The sequence below is a fragment of the Leeuwenhoekiella nanhaiensis genome, from assembly GCF_002744755.1.
Classification (GTDB): domain Bacteria; phylum Bacteroidota; class Bacteroidia; order Flavobacteriales; family Flavobacteriaceae; genus Leeuwenhoekiella; species Leeuwenhoekiella nanhaiensis.
Genome location: NZ_KZ319295.1, coordinates 46924 through 63078 on the forward strand (window position 1 = coordinate 46924; position 16155 = coordinate 63078).

At 45.4% G+C, this 16155-nt stretch carries 16 protein-coding genes; 6 read left to right on the top strand and 10 right to left on the bottom strand.

Annotated elements, in window-relative coordinates; genetic code table 11:
• Positions 1–11: 11 nt before the first annotated feature.
• Both CJ305_RS14555 and CJ305_RS14560 read left to right on the top strand, forming a co-directional pair.
• Entirely contained in the window at positions 12–551 is a 540-nt protein-coding gene (locus CJ305_RS14555) for a GNAT family N-acetyltransferase (protein ID WP_099647024.1), read from the top strand.
• A 102-nt stretch (positions 552–653) separates the two neighbouring features.
• A complete protein-coding gene (locus tag CJ305_RS14560; protein ID WP_143469393.1) occupies positions 654–1520 on the top strand; it encodes a DUF5694 domain-containing protein in 867 nt (288 codons plus the stop codon).
• 23 nt (positions 1521–1543) lie between these two features.
• Here CJ305_RS14560 and CJ305_RS14565 read toward each other — a convergent pair whose 3' ends face one another.
• Positions 1544–1840 (bottom strand): STAS domain-containing protein, encoded by a 297-nt coding sequence (locus CJ305_RS14565; RefSeq protein WP_099647026.1) that lies wholly within the window; start codon positions 1838–1840, stop codon positions 1544–1546.
• A 255-nt stretch (positions 1841–2095) separates the two neighbouring features.
• On the opposite strand from CJ305_RS14565, the gene CJ305_RS14570 reads away from it, so the two are divergent.
• Positions 2096–2698 (top strand): hypothetical protein, encoded by a 603-nt coding sequence (locus tag CJ305_RS14570; RefSeq protein ID WP_099647027.1) that lies wholly within the window; start codon positions 2096–2098, stop codon positions 2696–2698.
• A gap of 106 nt (positions 2699–2804) precedes the next feature.
• Here CJ305_RS14570 and CJ305_RS14575 read toward each other — a convergent pair whose 3' ends face one another.
• Positions 2805–4301 (bottom strand): SulP family inorganic anion transporter, encoded by a 1497-nt coding sequence (locus CJ305_RS14575; RefSeq protein ID WP_099647028.1) that lies wholly within the window; start codon positions 4299–4301, stop codon positions 2805–2807.
• A gap of 327 nt (positions 4302–4628) precedes the next feature.
• Here CJ305_RS14575 and CJ305_RS14580 point away from each other — a divergent pair, with 327 nt between their 5' ends.
• Positions 4629–6080, top strand: coding sequence for a serine hydrolase domain-containing protein (locus tag CJ305_RS14580; protein WP_099647029.1), 1452 nt, complete (start codon positions 4629–4631; stop codon positions 6078–6080).
• A gap of 51 nt (positions 6081–6131) precedes the next feature.
• Here the strand turns inward: CJ305_RS14580 and CJ305_RS14585 are convergent, their stop codons facing one another.
• The 7 genes from CJ305_RS14585 to CJ305_RS14615 are packed head-to-tail and all read right to left on the bottom strand — an operon-like array spanning position 6132 to position 11370.
• A complete protein-coding gene (locus tag CJ305_RS14585; RefSeq protein ID WP_143469394.1) occupies positions 6132–6377 on the bottom strand; it encodes a type II toxin-antitoxin system RelE/ParE family toxin in 246 nt (81 codons plus the stop codon).
• A 41-nt stretch (positions 6378–6418) separates the two neighbouring features.
• Positions 6419–6655, bottom strand: a complete 237-nt coding sequence (locus tag CJ305_RS14590; protein ID WP_099647031.1) for a hypothetical protein — start codon at positions 6653–6655, stop codon at positions 6419–6421.
• Between the two features lie 57 nt (positions 6656–6712).
• Positions 6713–7567, bottom strand: coding sequence for a 5-oxoprolinase subunit C family protein (locus tag CJ305_RS14595; RefSeq protein WP_099647032.1), 855 nt, complete (start codon positions 7565–7567; stop codon positions 6713–6715).
• On the bottom strand, positions 7564–8292 hold the full coding sequence (pxpB, locus tag CJ305_RS14600; RefSeq protein ID WP_223248884.1) for a 5-oxoprolinase subunit PxpB: 729 nt from the start codon (positions 8290–8292) through the stop codon (positions 7564–7566). The genes CJ305_RS14595 and pxpB overlap by 4 nt, the downstream gene beginning before the upstream one ends.
• Positions 8289–9032, bottom strand: coding sequence for a 5-oxoprolinase subunit PxpA (gene pxpA / locus CJ305_RS14605; protein WP_099647033.1), 744 nt, complete (start codon positions 9030–9032; stop codon positions 8289–8291). The genes pxpB and pxpA overlap by 4 nt, the downstream gene beginning before the upstream one ends.
• Entirely contained in the window at positions 9029–10252 is a 1224-nt protein-coding gene (locus CJ305_RS14610; RefSeq protein ID WP_099647034.1) for an Nramp family divalent metal transporter, read from the bottom strand. The genes pxpA and CJ305_RS14610 overlap by 4 nt, the downstream gene beginning before the upstream one ends.
• Positions 10252–11370, bottom strand: coding sequence for a DUF2891 domain-containing protein (locus tag CJ305_RS14615; protein ID WP_099647035.1), 1119 nt, complete (start codon positions 11368–11370; stop codon positions 10252–10254). Before CJ305_RS14615 ends, CJ305_RS14610 begins: the two co-directional genes overlap by 1 nt.
• A gap of 230 nt (positions 11371–11600) precedes the next feature.
• Between CJ305_RS14615 and CJ305_RS14620 the strand changes: the two genes are divergently transcribed.
• Positions 11601–12323 (top strand): hypothetical protein, encoded by a 723-nt coding sequence (locus CJ305_RS14620; RefSeq protein ID WP_099647036.1) that lies wholly within the window; start codon positions 11601–11603, stop codon positions 12321–12323.
• A 160-nt stretch (positions 12324–12483) separates the two neighbouring features.
• Positions 12484–12912 carry a lipocalin family protein gene (locus tag CJ305_RS14625; protein WP_143469395.1) on the top strand — a complete coding sequence of 143 codons (429 nt, stop codon included), beginning with the start codon at positions 12484–12486 and terminating at the stop codon, positions 12910–12912.
• A gap of 219 nt (positions 12913–13131) precedes the next feature.
• Here the strand turns inward: CJ305_RS14625 and CJ305_RS14630 are convergent, their stop codons facing one another.
• Positions 13132–16002 carry a M16 family metallopeptidase gene (locus tag CJ305_RS14630; protein ID WP_099647038.1) on the bottom strand — a complete coding sequence of 957 codons (2871 nt, stop codon included), beginning with the start codon at positions 16000–16002 and terminating at the stop codon, positions 13132–13134.
• Positions 16003–16155 lie beyond the last annotated feature (153 nt).

Consider the following 16155-nt stretch of genomic DNA (forward strand, 5'->3'; position numbering starts at 1 on the left):
CATTATTTTAAATGCTTCACGCTCCCTTCCCCATATTAAAAACCCAAAGACTACTTCTGCGTCAGATGATACAGGAAGACCTTGAAAATATCTACAAAGGCCTTTCAAACCCGCAAGTGATCAAACATTATGGGGTTAGTTACGACAGTTTAGAGGCAACTCAGGAGCAAATGCTTTGGTTTAAAAATCAGGAGGAAACGCAATCGGGGATTTGGTGGGCAATCTGCGATCTTAAAGATCAGAACTTTTACGGCGCCTGCGGCTTTAACGACAAAAACGACCAACAACAAAAAGCCGAAATAGGTTTTTGGCTCCTGCCTCAATTTTGGGGAAAAGGCTTTATAACCGAAGCCCTTCCGGCAATCTGTACCTACGCATTTGAGAAATTGCACTTAAACCGGATTGAAGCTTTTGTGGAAACTGAAAACACCCCTAGCAAAAAAGTCCTTGAGAAAATGAATTTTATAAAGGAAGGCACGATGCACGAATATGAAGTAAAAAACGGCAGATCTATCGATCTCGACGTATATGCTCTACTTAATAAGGATTAAAACTGTTTCCTGGGAATTCCAAATTCCGGCTGATCAAATCATTCAGACCCTTCAAAATACACTCCTACTTCCCTATCTTAGCGCCCATAAATTCCGCTTCTTATGATTCGATTTTTGGCTTTGCTCCTCGTTTTAATTAGCATTACTTCCTGCAGTTCAACTCCTGAAAATCCCGGACCGGAGAACATGACACCGGCAGAGTCTGCAACTGCTAAAATTCAGGTGCTTAATGTGGGTACGTTTCACTTTGGCAAAACTTCAGACGCGCACGCGACCGAGTTTGATGAAAACGCGGCTCAAAACCAGCAGCGGGTACACGAACTGGCTCAAAAACTCGCAGCCTTTAAACCCACGGTGATTTGCGTGGAAAAAATTCCGTCTAAAAACGACACGCTCAACACCGCCTACCAGAACTTTTTAAAGAACTCGGAATACCTGCCCACCTACGATGGCGAGATCAGTATGCTCGCTTTTGAAATAGGTCGCCTGGCCCAGGTAGACTGCCTTTACGGCATCGACAATCATATGGGCTACAACTATTCGGTGGGTGATTTTATAGAAGCGAGTCCCGAGCTTGAAAATTCCATCGACCCGGAGACCTATCTCCAACTCACTAACGCGCCTTTTAAAGACCATCCCGAGCTTGCTGCGCGTGTGAACCGTTACGAGCAGAGTGATTTACTGGAGCAATTCAGGCTCATCAACGAACCAACCTACCTCGATTTTCTCATCAATGCCAATGCAGACAAGCTCCTTTATGTAGGTCTCGAAGACGGCTTTGAAGGTGCAGACAACGCGGCAATTTTCTACCAGCGCAATATGCGCATCTTTTCAAACCTCAATCGCGTCAGACTCAAAAAAGACGACCGGGTACTTATTCTGATGGGAGGCGCCCACACCGCTTTTTTAAGAGAATTCTTTAAACGCAGCCCCAAGTTTGAGATGGTCAACACCCTCGATTATCTGTAGGCTAAATCAAAGCTGAATCGTTCTTACGCTGCGTTTTGCAACAACTGGCGTTTTCCGGTAAGGCCAAAAGTACTGCGTACCGAAGCATTTTCGAGCCCCAAAAAGACCACGTTTTTCCCGCAGGTTGCATAATTCGCCTGAAGCTGGGCCAGTTTCATCACGGTACTAAGACTTAATTCCTGCAATTTGCTCAGATCGAGAACGATCTCATTTTGCGATTTAAACGCATCGTTTAAGGTAGCGGCAAGTTCGCCAACGGCATTTAAAGTCAATTCGCCTCGTACTACTAAAGAGTTCTGATTTTTGATAAAAGTATACATAGCTTATGGGGTTTTGGTGTTAATCTTGAAACAAAGATGTACCAAAAAAACCGGGTGCTATTCCCACAATCGTCTAACTGGAACGAGCCTTAGATGAATGGGAGTTTCGTGTCGGTGAGTTGGTTTGGCAATTATCGCATTCTTTTTAGCTCTCTTTGATTAAATTTGAAAATTGATGCTTTTTAGACTAAAAAATTCAGGCTAACTCTGCATTACAAGGTTTCAATCAAAAGAAGAATTTTAAACAGCTACCTGATGTATAGTATTGAAAAGATTAAAGAAAATTACAGGAATTTTTCTGACGAAAAAATCAGAAAGATTGCTTTGGCTGAATCGAAAGGACTGCGTAAGGAAGTTCTTCCTATACTTAAAGAAGAGATTAAAAGAAGAAATTTAGACGAGAGTATGCTTGTCTGGATTGATGCTGAAAACCATACCCTAACTGAACTTGAAAAGCGTTCTTTAATCAGGAGAATAGAAAACCTAAAATGTCCGAGTTGCGGATTAAAGACTACTCCCCTCAGAGGCCAAAAATTCACCACGATTTATTCTATTTTAATATGGTGTTATATAAATTCAGAAGAATTGATATTGTGTATAAAATGTGGTCGCAGCAAAAAAGCCAAGTCTTTTTTAATTAACGGCCTGGCCGGATGGTGGTCTAAAAGAGGTTTTTTGCTAACTCCATATACACTGATCAAAGACTTTATTAATCTATTTTTTCAGCAAAAAATTAATGATAAAATTATTGCTGATTTTATAGAAAGAAATACAGGAACCTTTAGGATAAATGGAATGGACGAAGAATCTTTATATTACCATATAGAACACCATAACAAATCTCAGAGTGATCGTTAAAAATAAACCCAGACATTACCTTTTAGCAAGCTAATGCTGAGTCTCCAAACAAAAAATCCCTAAAGCCGTTGGCTTCGGGGATTTTTGTTTTTTCTACAGATTCGGTTTACTCCACCACATTGACATTGATCATCTCATCGGCTCTCAACAGGAGTTTATGACTGCTGCTGCTTAGGTTTGTGAGATACACTTTCTTATTCACCTTGTGATAGCGTTCGGTAATTTTGTTTACCGCTTCAACGGCAGACATATCGGCGATGCGGCTTTCCCTAAAATCGATGGTTATTTCTTCGGGATCGTTAAGCACATCAAACTTTTCATTAAACATCTTTACCGAAGCAAAAAACAAAGGTCCGTAGATCTCGTAATGCTTCATTCCGGTTTCATCTATATGTTTACGGGCGCGTATGCGTTTGGCACTATCCCACGCAAATACCAGTGCGGCAATAATCACCCCAACCAATACGGCAAGCGCCAGATTGTGCAGAAACACGGTCACCACAGCAACCAGAATCCCTACCAGAATGTCTGATTTCGGGTATTTATTGATGATTCTAAAACTCACCCATTCAAAAGTACCTATCGAAACCATGATCATCAGACCGGTCAACGCCGCCATCGGCAGACGCTCAATAAGCGGGGCGCCAAACATCACAAAAAGCAGCAATACAATAGCGGCAATAATCCCCGATAAGCGGGCGCGGGCACCGTTTGAGATGTTGATCATACTTTGGCCGATCATAGCGCAGCCTCCCATCCCTGAGAAGAATCCGGAAAGTACATTAGCAAGTCCCTGAGCAGCGGCTTCCTTATTGGTGCGGCCACGGGTTTCGGTGATCTCGTCTATCAATTCCAGCGTCAGTAAACTTTCAATAAGCCCCACAGCGGCTACAATTGCTGAATACGGAGCGATAATTTTTAAGGTTTCCCAGCTAAAGGGAACATCGGGAATATGAAAGGGCGGAAAACCACCTTCAATCGATGCGATATCGCCAACGGTGTTGGTGTCAATTCCAAAGAAAACCACAATTCCAAAAATCACAAGAATAGCCGCCAGCGAAGCCGGAAAAGCTTTGGTCACTTTAGGCAAGGTATAAATAATCAGCATGGTTAGCAGAACAAGGCCCAGCATTTTATAGAGCGCCTCACCTGTAAGCCAGTTGCCCGAAGCATCCTGAAACTGCACCAGTTGTGAGGTGAAAATGATAATCGCAAGACCGTTTACAAAGCCGTAAACCACCGGTAAGGGCACCAGTCGCATCAGTTTCCCCAATTTCAAAATTCCGGCAGCTGCCTGAATAAGACCGGCAAGAACCACACAGGCAAAGACGTATTCCACGCCATAATCTGCCGCCAAAGCAACGATCACTACGGCCACAGCTCCGGTTGCCCCGGAGATCATACCCGGTCTTCCGCCAAAAATCGACGTGATTAAGCCCATCATAAAAGCGGCATACAAACCGGTGAGCGGCGATAAACCGGCGATCAGAGCAAACGCCACCGCCTCCGGAACCAAAGCAATCGCCACGGTAAGACCGGAAAGAATTTCGGTGCGGTAGTTCACTTTTTGGGTAAAATCAAACAATTTTAAATACTGTTGCATAACAAAATTAGGGTTGTACAGCAGCTAAAACTGCCATCAAAATTCGGTTGCCGAACCCGATTGGGACGACATTTTTTAATCAAGGCGCAAAACTAGGTATAAAAAGCGATTAGACAAAGGTTTAAAGCTTTGGAGTACGAAAACGTTATAACAAAATGATTTTCTGTATGTTATCTAAAAAAGGGATTCCGAAAATACAGGTTATCCTATTCCGTCAACCCGTTTACCTCAGTTTTATTCACTAAATTGATTTTACGTACTCAACTCGATCACCAGACTTAAGCTGCCGTGGCGCTTGGGTACGTTTCTTTAAAAAATACCTAGACTATGAACAAACCCGTTGCATTCCTTCTTCTACTGTTGTTAACTACCGTTTCCGCAAGCGCACAACAGACCGAAACTTATGATTATGCGCTTTCAAGCCGAAAACTCATTCAGCATGGTGTGCAGGCGATTCTTACCTGCAACGGACTTTTCACTTCAAACCGAACGCTGGAGCAGGTTTACGATCAGGAACTTGCCTATTTAGAAGAGCCGGTGGGCACAGCAGCGGGTGGGGATTATGTGATTGATTATAAAAACAAAACCGTGACCATCGCGGCCAGCGACAGCACTTCCATTATGCGGGCGGCGTACCGGGCAGGCATTGGCTGTGTGATTCTTCCGCCCAATCAAACTTTTGAAATCATCGAAGAACTTCCCAAGCAACAGCTTGCGCCCCTTTCGGGAGATGCGGCCAGTATTCCCTGGCCTGACGGGGATTTGACCAAAAAACAAAAACTACCCAAATACATCGATAAAAAGCTACTGCAAGAAGCCTCTGACTGGTCTTTTAACAGGGAAAGCGAAGAGCAGGTCACCCTCAGCCTGCTTGTGCTGCATAAAGGTCAAATCATTCACGAGCGCTATGCCGAGGGCGTTGACATGCATACCAAAACACGCACCTGGTCTGTTGCCAAAAGTATTGCCGTGACCCTGATCGGGATGCTGGTTGATGCGGGCAAAATGGAGCTCGACGTGCCTCTGGGTATTGAATGGCTGCCGAAAGAACGCAGTTCAGCTAACGATCCGCGGGATGCGATCACCTTACGAAATGTGCTGAATATGTCTAGCGGACTCTACACGGTGGACAGCCGCGGGATGGAATATGCCACCGGCTCGGGGCTTTCCTATTGGGCGGGCGCGAGTTCGGCAAACGGCGCACGCGACCGCGGACTCATCCGCAATCCCGGGACCTATTGGGATTATGAAAACTACGATACCCTATTGGCTGTTTTGGCGATGAAGAATGCGCTGGGTGATGCCACTACCTATCTCGAATTTCCCCGGAAAGCCCTATTTGACCAAATCGGAATGCGGAATACCCTGGTAGGAACAGACCGGTTTGGCGATTTTATATTGAGCAGTCAGGTGTATGCCTCTGCGCGCGATCTGGCGCGTTTTGGCCTGCTTTACGAGCAAAACGGAATGTGGAACGGCAAACGCCTGCTATCTCAAGAGTGGATTGATTTTGTACGTACACCCACCACGGCTGCGGGGCAGGTCAATTCGTTATACGGTGGGCAGTGGTGGCTGGTAGACGACTCCCGCGATGATGTGCCTAAAGATGCCTATGCCGCACGGGGCAACCGCGGGCAGTATGTGGTTGTGGTGCCTTCCCGGGATCTGGTGATCGTAAGACGCGGCCTTGATTATGGCCGTCAGGGATTTGACGTTTGGGACCTTACACGGGAAGTGGTTAAGGCATTACCGGAGGATTATGTTTCGGAGGGGGAATAGAACGAATAATCTTGTAGAATTCTAAGCCTGAGTATTTTATCGATGGGTCATCTAATATTCTAATGGTTCTTTTCTGGCATACCTCACACGAAGAATATAAACAGCTTCCTTTTCAACCAAATAAGATATTCGGTAGGTGTGTTTTTCATAGGCCCTGACAGTACCGGAATTATTTGCTTTTAAGGAATCCAGCTTATAGATCTCAGGGTCTGTAGCCAATATTGAAGTGGAGTCGTATATTTCTGAAATGATTTTCTCAGTGATTTTAAGAGATTCGGATTGTTCTAAAAGCATCAAAAAGGCTTCGTTTAATTAAGCAGCTGCCTGATGCGTCCAAATTATTGCTCTCCCCATTTTTTGATGCGTTCTCGCATTTGTTCATGCGTAAAGATCTCGCCGCTTTTTATCTGCGCAATAGAGGTATCTAGTTCTTTATTGTATTCTTCGATACTAATACGCTGGGATGATACTTTTTTATTGTATTTCAGCATATTCTTGATGGCTTCGATAAACAAAGGATCGTTTACCTTATCAAGCTCTTCGTGAATCCATTTTATATCCGCCTGTACACTCATAACATTCATTTCTTAATCTAAAGATAAGATTATTCTTCCAAACCTTGAGTCCATCAGTTACGCTATGGCCAGACTGAATTGAATCCCTTCCCCCGGCCGTTTTTGCGCCAACGTACAAATCCCAAGTTCGCTCAATTGCAATACCCGTGGGTAACCTCCCGTTACCTGGCAATCGCGCATCAGGGCGATCAGGTTTCCGCCGGGTGTAAGCTGAACGGTTCCGGGAATTACGGGGCCGGTGGTGATGCCTTTTAAATTATTTGCTACCGCTTCTTTAAAACCAATAGCCATACGGTTTGACGTGGGCAGGAGCGTAAAACTCCCATCCGCCAACTGCTCCCGTACCGAAACGTCCAGCAAGTCCCATTCCGGTCCCGGAAAGGCCTCGATGTTGTTTTTATAAATTCCGGTTTCGGGGAACTGTACCCGTGCGCCGGAGTTTTTCTCTGTGGTTGCAGCAGTAAAAGGCAAACGATCGCCTTTTTCGATTCGGGATTTTGGGGTAATCCCGGGATACTGACTGCGGCTGTGCAGGATTTCAGGCGACCGAAAGCCTCCGTTTATAGCCAGATAGGCTCTAAAACCGCGTTTTAAGCCGCCAAATGTCAAAACATCGCCCGTTACACAACTATACACTTTTGAGCCTTCCAGAGGTCTGTCATTGAGTTTGAGTTCAAAGGTTGCCCCGCATACCGCGATCTGTGCATCGGCATGAAAATGCAATTGCGGACCGGTCATTGTGATTTCGAGTACCGCCGCATCGGGTGGATTGTTGAGCAGTAAATTGGCCTTTCGGGCGGCAAGGCTGTCCATCACCCCGCTGCGTGGCACCCCATAAACCGCGCTTTGCATTCTTCCTAAATCCTGAATGCTGGTGTACAAACCGGGTTTTAAAACTTCAACTTCACTCATCGTTTTTCCGTTTTCAATTGAAAGTTTCCAGATTTTATTTGCTCTTGGACTTCCTGATGTTCGGCTTTGGAAACCGCATAAAACTGAATTTGATCTCCGGCCTGAAACGGACACGGAATTTCCAGTTGCGGATTGAACAATTCCACCGGACAATTCCCGATAATTTGCCATCCTGCGGGACTCGAATTCGGGTAGATTCCGGTTTGATTTTCGGCGATGCCAACAGCGCCTTTTGCAACCGATTGACGCGGTGATTTTTTACGGGAAATGCGGAGCCGTTCATCCATTCCGCCCAGGTATAAAAAGCCGGGCAAAAACCCCATAAAATACACGGTATAAATCGGCCGGGTATGCAGCTCGATGATCTCCGAAATTTTAAGTTTATTTGTAGTCGAAAGTTCTTCCAGATCAAGACCAAATTCGGCATCATAGCACACCGGTAGTCGGTAGGTTTCGCGCTGCAGATCGGTAGTCGATATATTCGCAAAATCCACCGCCTGGAGACGCTCCAAATCATCATAAACAGAATCTATACCAAGCACATAATTAATTAATAATGAATTGTATGCATTGATCACCTCAACTTTTGATTCAATTACATTTTGAAGTAAAAAATCCTTTACCGAAATCAGCCAATTCAGGTTTTCGGGGTTGATAGCGAAGTCCCATTGCAACAAAACAGCCCGCTCTCCCAGTCTGGATATCTTCGGTTTTTGGGGAATCATAAAGGCTTGATTTGAATGGATGCTTCGGTTAATTTTTGGCGTAAAAAGTTCAGTAATTCCACCGCATTTTCGGTATCGCCGTGTACACAAATCGTGTCTGCTTTCTGTTTAAAAACAGCACCCGAAACCGCTTTGATTTCGCCCGCTTTTACCATACGAATTACGTGTGCTGCGAGTTGGTTTTTATCGGTGATCAGGGCATTGTTTTGAGCCCGTGAAACCAGGCTGCCATCTGCCTCATAATTGCGGTCTGCGAAGGCCTCATAAAACAACTTTAAACGCCCTGAAGCTGCACGCGCCATCTCTGAATTGTAAGGTACATAAACGGGAATTTGGGGATAGTGGGTTTCCAGAAACGCAGTGATGGCTTCAGCATATACCGCATCACCCGCACACAGATTGTACAATGCTCCGTGCATCTTGATGTGGTGCAAAGGCAGGTCTGCATCACGGCAGGCTTCGGCAACCGCTTCTATTTGTTCATGAAGCGATGCGCTGAGACTTGCAAAAGGCATTTCTAGTTTCTTGCGGCCAAAATGTTCTTTATCGGGAAAAGAAGGATGCGCCCCTACTCCAACCCCGTGTTTTTTCGCCAGCTCAACCACCTGCGTGATGGTCTGCGCATCACCGGCGTGACCGCCACAGGCGAGGTTACACGAACTGATGAGCGGCATCAGGGCTGCTTCATTGCCCACGCCCTCGCCCAGATCGCAATTGATGTCTATGGAAAGTGCATTCATAAGCTACCGATCACCGTTAGGATTACCTTTCCGCCCAAAATACAGGTTATGATTAAAATAACCAGACTGATCGCATTTTTTAAGGTGGAATTTTTATGCTCCCCGAGCAAATTCGTCCGGTTGGCCAGCCAGATCAGGATGCCCGCGATGACAGGAAGCAAAATCCCATTTGCGATTTGTGCAAACTGAATGATCGCAATGGGTTTGATGCCGAAAGTTGCCAGAAGTACTCCGGTAAACAGAATGAGCATCCAGGTGGCCCGAAAAGGTTTGGACTGCTGGTTTCCATCCAGATTTAAACAGCCCTGCGCCACGTATGCCCCGGCCAGCGGTGCGGTTATCGCCGACGTGATCCCCGCGGCAAACAACCCCAAACCTATGCAATAGCGAGCCGCCTCACCGTAAAGCGGCTCGAGGCTTAGTGCAAGCCCTGCCGCGCCATCAACGCTGCTTCCATTGATCGCCGCAGCGGCAATGATGATGCACATGGAGACGATTCCGCCTAAAACCACAGCGATAATCGTATCCTTTCGGGCTGCGGGTAACTCACGCTTATCCTTCCATTTTTGATTAACCAGGGAAGCGTGCAAAAACAGGTTATACGGCACTACGGTGGTGCCAACCAAAGCGATGATCATCAGGAGGCTGCCTTCCGGAACTCCCGGGATAAAAGCATTATTCAGCAGATCGAAGAGATCTGGCCCCGTTAGGATTGCAGTGATCACAAACGAAAGGCTCATCAAAATCACCAGCACCAGAAATACTTTTTCAAGTACTTTATAATTGCCGATGTACAGCAACACAAAGGCAACAGCGCCGATGAGCAGGCTGTAACCATTGAGCTGAAAGCTCTTTAAATGGATTATCCCATCGTTTCCTAATGCTTGCAGTCCCAGAACGCCACCGCTGATGTTTCCGCCCTCATAAGCCGCATTTCCCACCACAATGGCAGCGAGCACGAGACCGAGAATCAGTTTGCGCAGGATTCCGTCCGGCAATTGTTCGCGTAGTACCTGTGAAAGTCCTTTCCCCGAAACCAGACCAATACGCGCTGCGGTTTCCTGCAAAATCACCGTCGCTATGATAGACAGGATCATTGCCCAGAGCAGGCCATAGCCAAATTGCACACCTGCCAGCGTACACACGGTTACCGTCCCGGGGCCGATAAATGCCGCGGCGATCAGGGCGCCCGGACCTATATTTTTAAACGGATTACGCATTAGCGGTGCGCGGTTTTTAAGGCGTAAAGTGCAAAACTGCCCAGCCAGTGTCCGCCCTCATAATCGTCGCCTACCACATTGGGCAGCGAATAATTGAGGTGTTTGTCTGCCGTTTGCTTCAGGTGCGCATATTGCGGATATTGTTTGGCCAGCGCATAGAGATTCCACGCACGGCTGAAGTTGACGCCATCGAGATGCACCAGTTTACCGTCGGTACGGTCTGAAACTTCACCCACGGCCAACTCATAATCGGTATTTTTCAATTGTGGTAAAAACTGATCGGCCCAGGCCAGAAAATCCGCTTCGGGTAATACCAGGCGCATAATGTTGAGTTCTTCGAGGCAGGACGAAAGAAAATCAGTCCCACCCGGTTCCCAGCTCATAGGGCAGTTTTCGTCTTTTAAATAAAAATCTTTGGCACGTGCTGCGATCAGATTCTGAAACGTAGTATCCTGCACGGTTTCGGCATATTCATAGGCAAAAGAGAGTCCGAACGCCGTGTTGGGATGTTCGCCCACACGAATGGGGTAATTCAGTTTTGGCAAAAATTCCTCATAACGCTCCACCAGCAAATCGGTAAGCGATTGCAGGTTTTGTTCCAGTTCACGAGCCAAGGGATCATCCCAGGTATGGAGTTCTTCCGCCAGTTTCAGCAGCCACGCCCAGCCGTAAGTACGCTCGTAGGATTTGTTGTGTTCGCCATTAAAATAGGCCACTTCCGCCTCTATGTTTTCTTTTGTCAGATGTTCTTTTAAATAGGTTTTTAAGGTTTCGGCTTCTGCCAAATCGGGAAAGGTCTTTAAAAGATAGACCATACTCCAATGCCCGTGAACGGCACTATGCCAGTCAAAACAGCCGTAAAACGCGGGATGCAAAACCGAAGGTTCCTTTAAATCCCCGGCTTCACCCAGCGTCTGACTCAGTTTATTGGGATACTCCTGATTAACGCAGGCCAGCGGCAACTGCGCCAGATTATTGGCCTGATCGAGGTTGAGTTGCGGGGTGGTATAGGTTTGCTGCACGGTTTTCGTTTCGGCTTCCGCAGTTTTTTGATCTTGATCGGGTTGGGTATTGCAGTTAGTACAGGCTGCGAAAATCAATAGATAGAATTTTTTCATTCAGGCGGGTTTTAGACAATTCTGTGGAATGCTTATCGAGTTAAAGATAAAGAAAGCCACTGAAAACCACATTTGAAAAGTGATGCCGCTCTTACTTTTAAAGGCAATGCCGAAAGTTATGATACTCCAAAACACACCTCAGCATTAAAATTTCTTCATATCGAATACCTCCTGCGCTTGCTCCGCGAAGGTTTACAGGTTAATTTTAAAACGACCGAAATCTGCACGCTATGTCAAAAACCGAAAAAACGAACCTCAACAATCCCGAAGACCACGGAATCTGGCTTCAAAAGGCCAAAACCCTCCGCAAAATTGTAGGTACGCTGGGAATGCTTTTGCCGGTGCTGCTGTTGGCTATTTCACTTACGTTTTTTGACCTCAACGCACCGCTGGAGTCCATCAGTCATTACTATTTCACACGGGCTTCTACCCTGTTTACGGGTAGTATGGGACTCATTGGCACCTTTCTGATTGTTTACAGCGGCGAAGAGCGGGCAGATTTCTGGGTTTCGAACATCGCGGGGGTGGCTGCGCTTTGTGTGGCCTTTTTCCCTAGCAGCAATCTGGCTACCATGTGCTGCGATCTGGATATGCCGTATGCAATGACCTATTTTGACGAGTCGAAGGAAGGTTGGCGCTCACTGTTTCACTATATCGCTGCGGCGGTATTTCTACTCGCACTGGCTTATATGTCGCTGTTTCTTTTTGTGAAATCAGACAAACCCAAAGCACAGCGCAGTCCGAAAAAGATTATGCGCAATCGCATTTACCGTATTTGTGGTACCCTGATGCTGGCTGCTCTGCTGGTTGTGGTTTTGGGGCTGACAGGTGTGATTCCTGAAACTACCTACGATGAACTCAGACTGACCTTTTGGATGGAAGCGGTTGCCGTGGAAGCCTTCGGTTTTAGCTGGCTGGTTAAAGGAGAAGCCCTGATGGGGGATAACAGTTAAACGGTTTGTTATTTGTTATTCGTTATTTCTTGTTCCTGGTTGCTGATTCCTGAAAACGTAGACTGCTAGCTAAATTTAGTTGCAAGTTGCAGATAAAAATTATCAAGTTTGGCGCAACTTTTTCGCCGGAGAGGTATCTATTTACCAAAACAAGCTAATTATGAAAACCAAACTGAATCTGCTATTCTGCCTGATCGTGTTAATCGGTTGTGAGGATACCGCAGTTGAGGAACCAAGGGATGCCACGGCTCTTTTAATCTCCGGAAAATGGAAAAACACAGAAGCCTACATCAGTTCCGGAGGTCCCCAATATTGGGTTGATGTGCCTAATGGCGAAACCATTACCTTTAAAAATAACGGAAGCTTTTCTTCAGATCGCTATGCCGAATGCGCAACGGGTAATTTCACAGTAAAAGAAAATGTCCTCAGCCTAAACTACGACTGTTCTGATTTTAATCCCAATACTGAAAACGAGGAGGGTTTGATCACCTACTCCATTGAACAGTTTGCAACTTATTTTATACTCACACCTACCAGCGGACCTATCTGTGTCGAAGGTTGCAGTTATAAGTATGTACGTGTGGAATAATCTTTCGGGTTTCTTGTTTAAGAAATTCAATTCAACAGAAAACCGCAAACAGTAAACCGAAACATCTTCCCGATACAATTGAAACCATTCTAGCAGCCGTTTTCTTTTACTCGAGGTGACAAAAAAAGAAAACCGCAAACGGTAAACCACACCAAAAAAAGAAACCCCAAAGCTCCGCAGAACTTTGGGGTTTTTTCGGTTCAACCTTTCAAAAAAAACCTACTTTTTAACTTCCTCGAGTGTTACCTCGTTTCCGTCTTTATCTAATAACTTGACTTCGTCAAAGCCCATCTTCTTGAATTGCTGGTACTGCGTTGCCGCATCACCCACAACCAGATAGGCCATTTTTGATTCGTCCAGATATTTATTAGCCAGCTCTTTGTGCTGCTCTAAGGTCATATTGTTAATCGTGGCTTCCTCTTTCTCGATGTAATTAGGGTCTAAATCATACGAACTGCGCTCCTGAAGCATTCCTAACAAAGAACCCTGAGTTTCAAAACGACGTGCGTTTGATTTGATCAACGCATTCTTGGTGAATTCTAAATCTTCAGGTGTGATACCTTCTTTGTACTTGGCGATTTCATCTCTAAAGATTTCAACCGACTCACCGGTAGTATTGGTACGTACGCTTGAAGATGCGGTAAAGGTTCCCGGAATTTTGGTTCCGCTAAAGCCTGAACGTGCCCCGTAGGTATACCCCTTTTCTTCACGTAAAACCAGGTTTACATTTCCGCTAAATGAACCTCCTAATTTGTAGTTCATCACTTCTGCAGGATAGAAATCCTTATCGGTACGTGGCATCGCGATATACCCGATATTGATAACCGACTGTTTCGCATTTGGGATATCTACAAAATATAGAGAAGCTTTATCACGGTTATTTGCAACCGGGAATTCAGGAATCGTCACTTCTTTAGCTTCCCATTTGGTTTTTAAACCTTCAAGTGCTGCAAGCGCCTTGTCTTTAGACACGTCACCCACTACGTGGAAACGGCTTACAGAAGGTGAAAAATAGTTGTTGTAGTAGTCTTTTAAATCCTGAATGGTAATCGCCTCTACAGACTCTACCGTACCGCTGACAGGATGTGCCAAAGGATGGTTTTCACCGTACAATACCTTGTTGTACACCCGGTTTGCAATCACATTCGGGTTTGCGTCAGAGCGCTTAATCGAGTTGATGGTGCTGGTTTTGATACGGGCAAATTCCTTCTCATCCCAACGCGGTTGCAGTAAGATTTCTTCTACCAAAGCCATAGTCTCATCAAAATTACGGGCCAGTGTATTCCCTCGTATCACAATAGACTCATCAGTAGTGTACATATTGATACTGGCACCCAGACGGTCAATGGCTTCTTCCAGCTCAAGGGGAGTCTTGTTTGCAGTACCTTCCATCATTACATCGGTCATGAGGTTTGCCACACCGTTTTTGCTTAAATCATCAAGCAGGTGGCCGCCATCTAGTACCAGACTGAAGTTTACCAAAGGCAACTCATCCTGAACGATACCATATACCTCCATTTCGTTTGGCAATTCAGCCGTCCACGATTCCGGGATATTCAGTTTAGGGCTCTCTCCCATTGCAGGAGGAACCGAACGGTCAAAACTGGAAGGTGTTTTTTCGATCTCTTTTTCGGCATCTACAACCTCAGTTTGTACGTTTTCAGTGATTTCTTCCTCAACAACTTCAGCTTTCTCCGAATTCTCAGCGATAAGTTCCATTTGTCCCTTAGGTACAAAGCTGGTCAATACAAAAGGTTTTCCTTTGATGTATTTATCATAAACGCGCATCACATCATCAGCCGTTACCGCTTTGATGTTTTCGATGTCTTTTTCAATAAAACCGGGATCTCCGGCAAACACATCGTATTGTGCTAACTGAAAGGATTTACCTAAAACACTGCTGATTCCGTTATAAAAATCAGTTTCGAGACCGGCTTTAATACGCTCAATATCTTCAGCCTTAATGCCTTCTTTTTCAAAAAGCGCGAAAGCTTTGTTGATACCGGTTTCTACACTATCCAGATCAACCCCGGCATTTGCAGTTACCGAAATACGGAATTTACCGGCAATCTGGTCTGAACTATTAAACGCGTAAGGTCGCGAAGTCACTTCCATATCTTCAGTCAAAACACGGTATAAAGGCGCTTTCTTTCCGTCTGAAAGGAGTTGGCCTAAAAAGTCAAGCGCATACGCGTCATCGGTATACTGCTCAACCGTTGGCCAAACCATGTTTAATTGAGGAGCGGTAGCGAAGTTATCTTCGTGATACAATCTTTTGGTCTCATCGAGAGTCACATTCTGTACTTCTAAAGGCTCCACTTCCTGACGCTTTTTGATTTCGCCGAAATACTTTTCAACCAGTTCTTTGGTTTTGGCCTCATCAAAATCCCCAGCGATTACCAGCGTAGCGTTGTTAGGGCCGTAGAACTTGTCGTAAAACTCCTTTACGTCTTCTACCGTTGCATTTTGAAGATCTTCAAGCTCTCCAATCACCTGCCAGCTGTACGGGTGTCCGTCAGGAAACAGGTTTTTGTCAATCACCCAGCTGGTGTGACCATACGGATTGTTGTCTACACGCTGGCGCTTTTCGTTTTGAACCACTTCCTGCTGATTGGCAAATGCAGATTCGGTTACCGTGTTGATGAGAAAGCCCATACGGTCAGACTCCAGCCACAATACGGTTTCTAGCGCGTTGTTTGGCACTACCTCATAATACACGGTTCCATCCTGCCAGGTACCCCCGTTAAGCGTACCACCGGCATCCTGAATGGTTTTGAAGAATTGATCCTGCGGCACGTTTTCAGATTCCTGAAACAACATATGCTCAAAAAGGTGGGCAAAACCGGTACGTCCCTTTTTCTCGCGGTTAGATCCTACGCCATATTGTATCGCAACAGACACAATGGGGTCACTTTTGTCCTGATGAAGAACAACGTTTAAGCCGTTTTCCAGCTCATACTTTTCGTAATCGATTGATAATTTGGCTTCTGCAACATCACCATCTGAATCTGCCTGTTTATCGCAGGAAACAAAGGTGGCCACAAAAAACGACAGCATCACTGCCATCGGTGTCCATTTAGTTCTAATCATAGAAATGTTAATTTTAATTAGTAAAGTTTAAATATACAGAAATGTTTTCAGCCTAAATGACGCAAAAAACAAACCCGTGTTACAGAATTTAATTAATTATTTAAGGTGTTTTCGCAGAATCCTTGAATAAATCGCAATCTTATAAGCGGAATG

What these genes read in the sequence shown, in the direction of transcription:
- CJ305_RS14570 (WP_099647027.1), top strand. Translation starts at nt 2,096, where the DNA reads ATGTATAGTATTGAAAAGATTAAAGAAAATTACAGGAATTTTTCTGAC.
- CJ305_RS14625 (WP_143469395.1), top strand. Translation starts at nt 12,484, where the DNA reads ATGAAAACCAAACTGAATCTGCTATTCTGCCTGATCGTGTTAATCGGT.
- CJ305_RS14610 (WP_099647034.1), bottom strand. Translation starts at nt 10,252, where the DNA reads ATGCGTAATCCGTTTAAAAATATAGGTCCGGGCGCCCTGATCGCCGCG.
- pxpA (WP_099647033.1), bottom strand. Translation starts at nt 9,032, where the DNA reads ATGAATGCACTTTCCATAGACATCAATTGCGATCTGGGCGAGGGCGTG.
- CJ305_RS14580 (WP_099647029.1), top strand. Translation starts at nt 4,629, where the DNA reads ATGAACAAACCCGTTGCATTCCTTCTTCTACTGTTGTTAACTACCGTT.
- CJ305_RS14575 (WP_099647028.1), bottom strand. Translation starts at nt 4,301, where the DNA reads ATGCAACAGTATTTAAAATTGTTTGATTTTACCCAAAAAGTGAACTAC.
- pxpB (WP_223248884.1), bottom strand. Translation starts at nt 8,292, where the DNA reads ATGATTCCCCAAAAACCGAAGATATCCAGACTGGGAGAGCGGGCTGTT.
- CJ305_RS14620 (WP_099647036.1), top strand. Translation starts at nt 11,601, where the DNA reads ATGTCAAAAACCGAAAAAACGAACCTCAACAATCCCGAAGACCACGGA.
- CJ305_RS14630 (WP_099647038.1), bottom strand. Translation starts at nt 16,002, where the DNA reads ATGATTAGAACTAAATGGACACCGATGGCAGTGATGCTGTCGTTTTTT.
- CJ305_RS14615 (WP_099647035.1), bottom strand. Translation starts at nt 11,370, where the DNA reads ATGAAAAAATTCTATCTATTGATTTTCGCAGCCTGTACTAACTGCAAT.
- CJ305_RS14565 (WP_099647026.1), bottom strand. Translation starts at nt 1,840, where the DNA reads ATGTATACTTTTATCAAAAATCAGAACTCTTTAGTAGTACGAGGCGAA.
- CJ305_RS14560 (WP_143469393.1), top strand. Translation starts at nt 654, where the DNA reads ATGATTCGATTTTTGGCTTTGCTCCTCGTTTTAATTAGCATTACTTCC.
- CJ305_RS14555 (WP_099647024.1), top strand. Translation starts at nt 12, where the DNA reads ATGCTTCACGCTCCCTTCCCCATATTAAAAACCCAAAGACTACTTCTG.
- CJ305_RS14590 (WP_099647031.1), bottom strand. Translation starts at nt 6,655, where the DNA reads ATGAGTGTACAGGCGGATATAAAATGGATTCACGAAGAGCTTGATAAG.
- CJ305_RS14595 (WP_099647032.1), bottom strand. Translation starts at nt 7,567, where the DNA reads ATGAGTGAAGTTGAAGTTTTAAAACCCGGTTTGTACACCAGCATTCAG.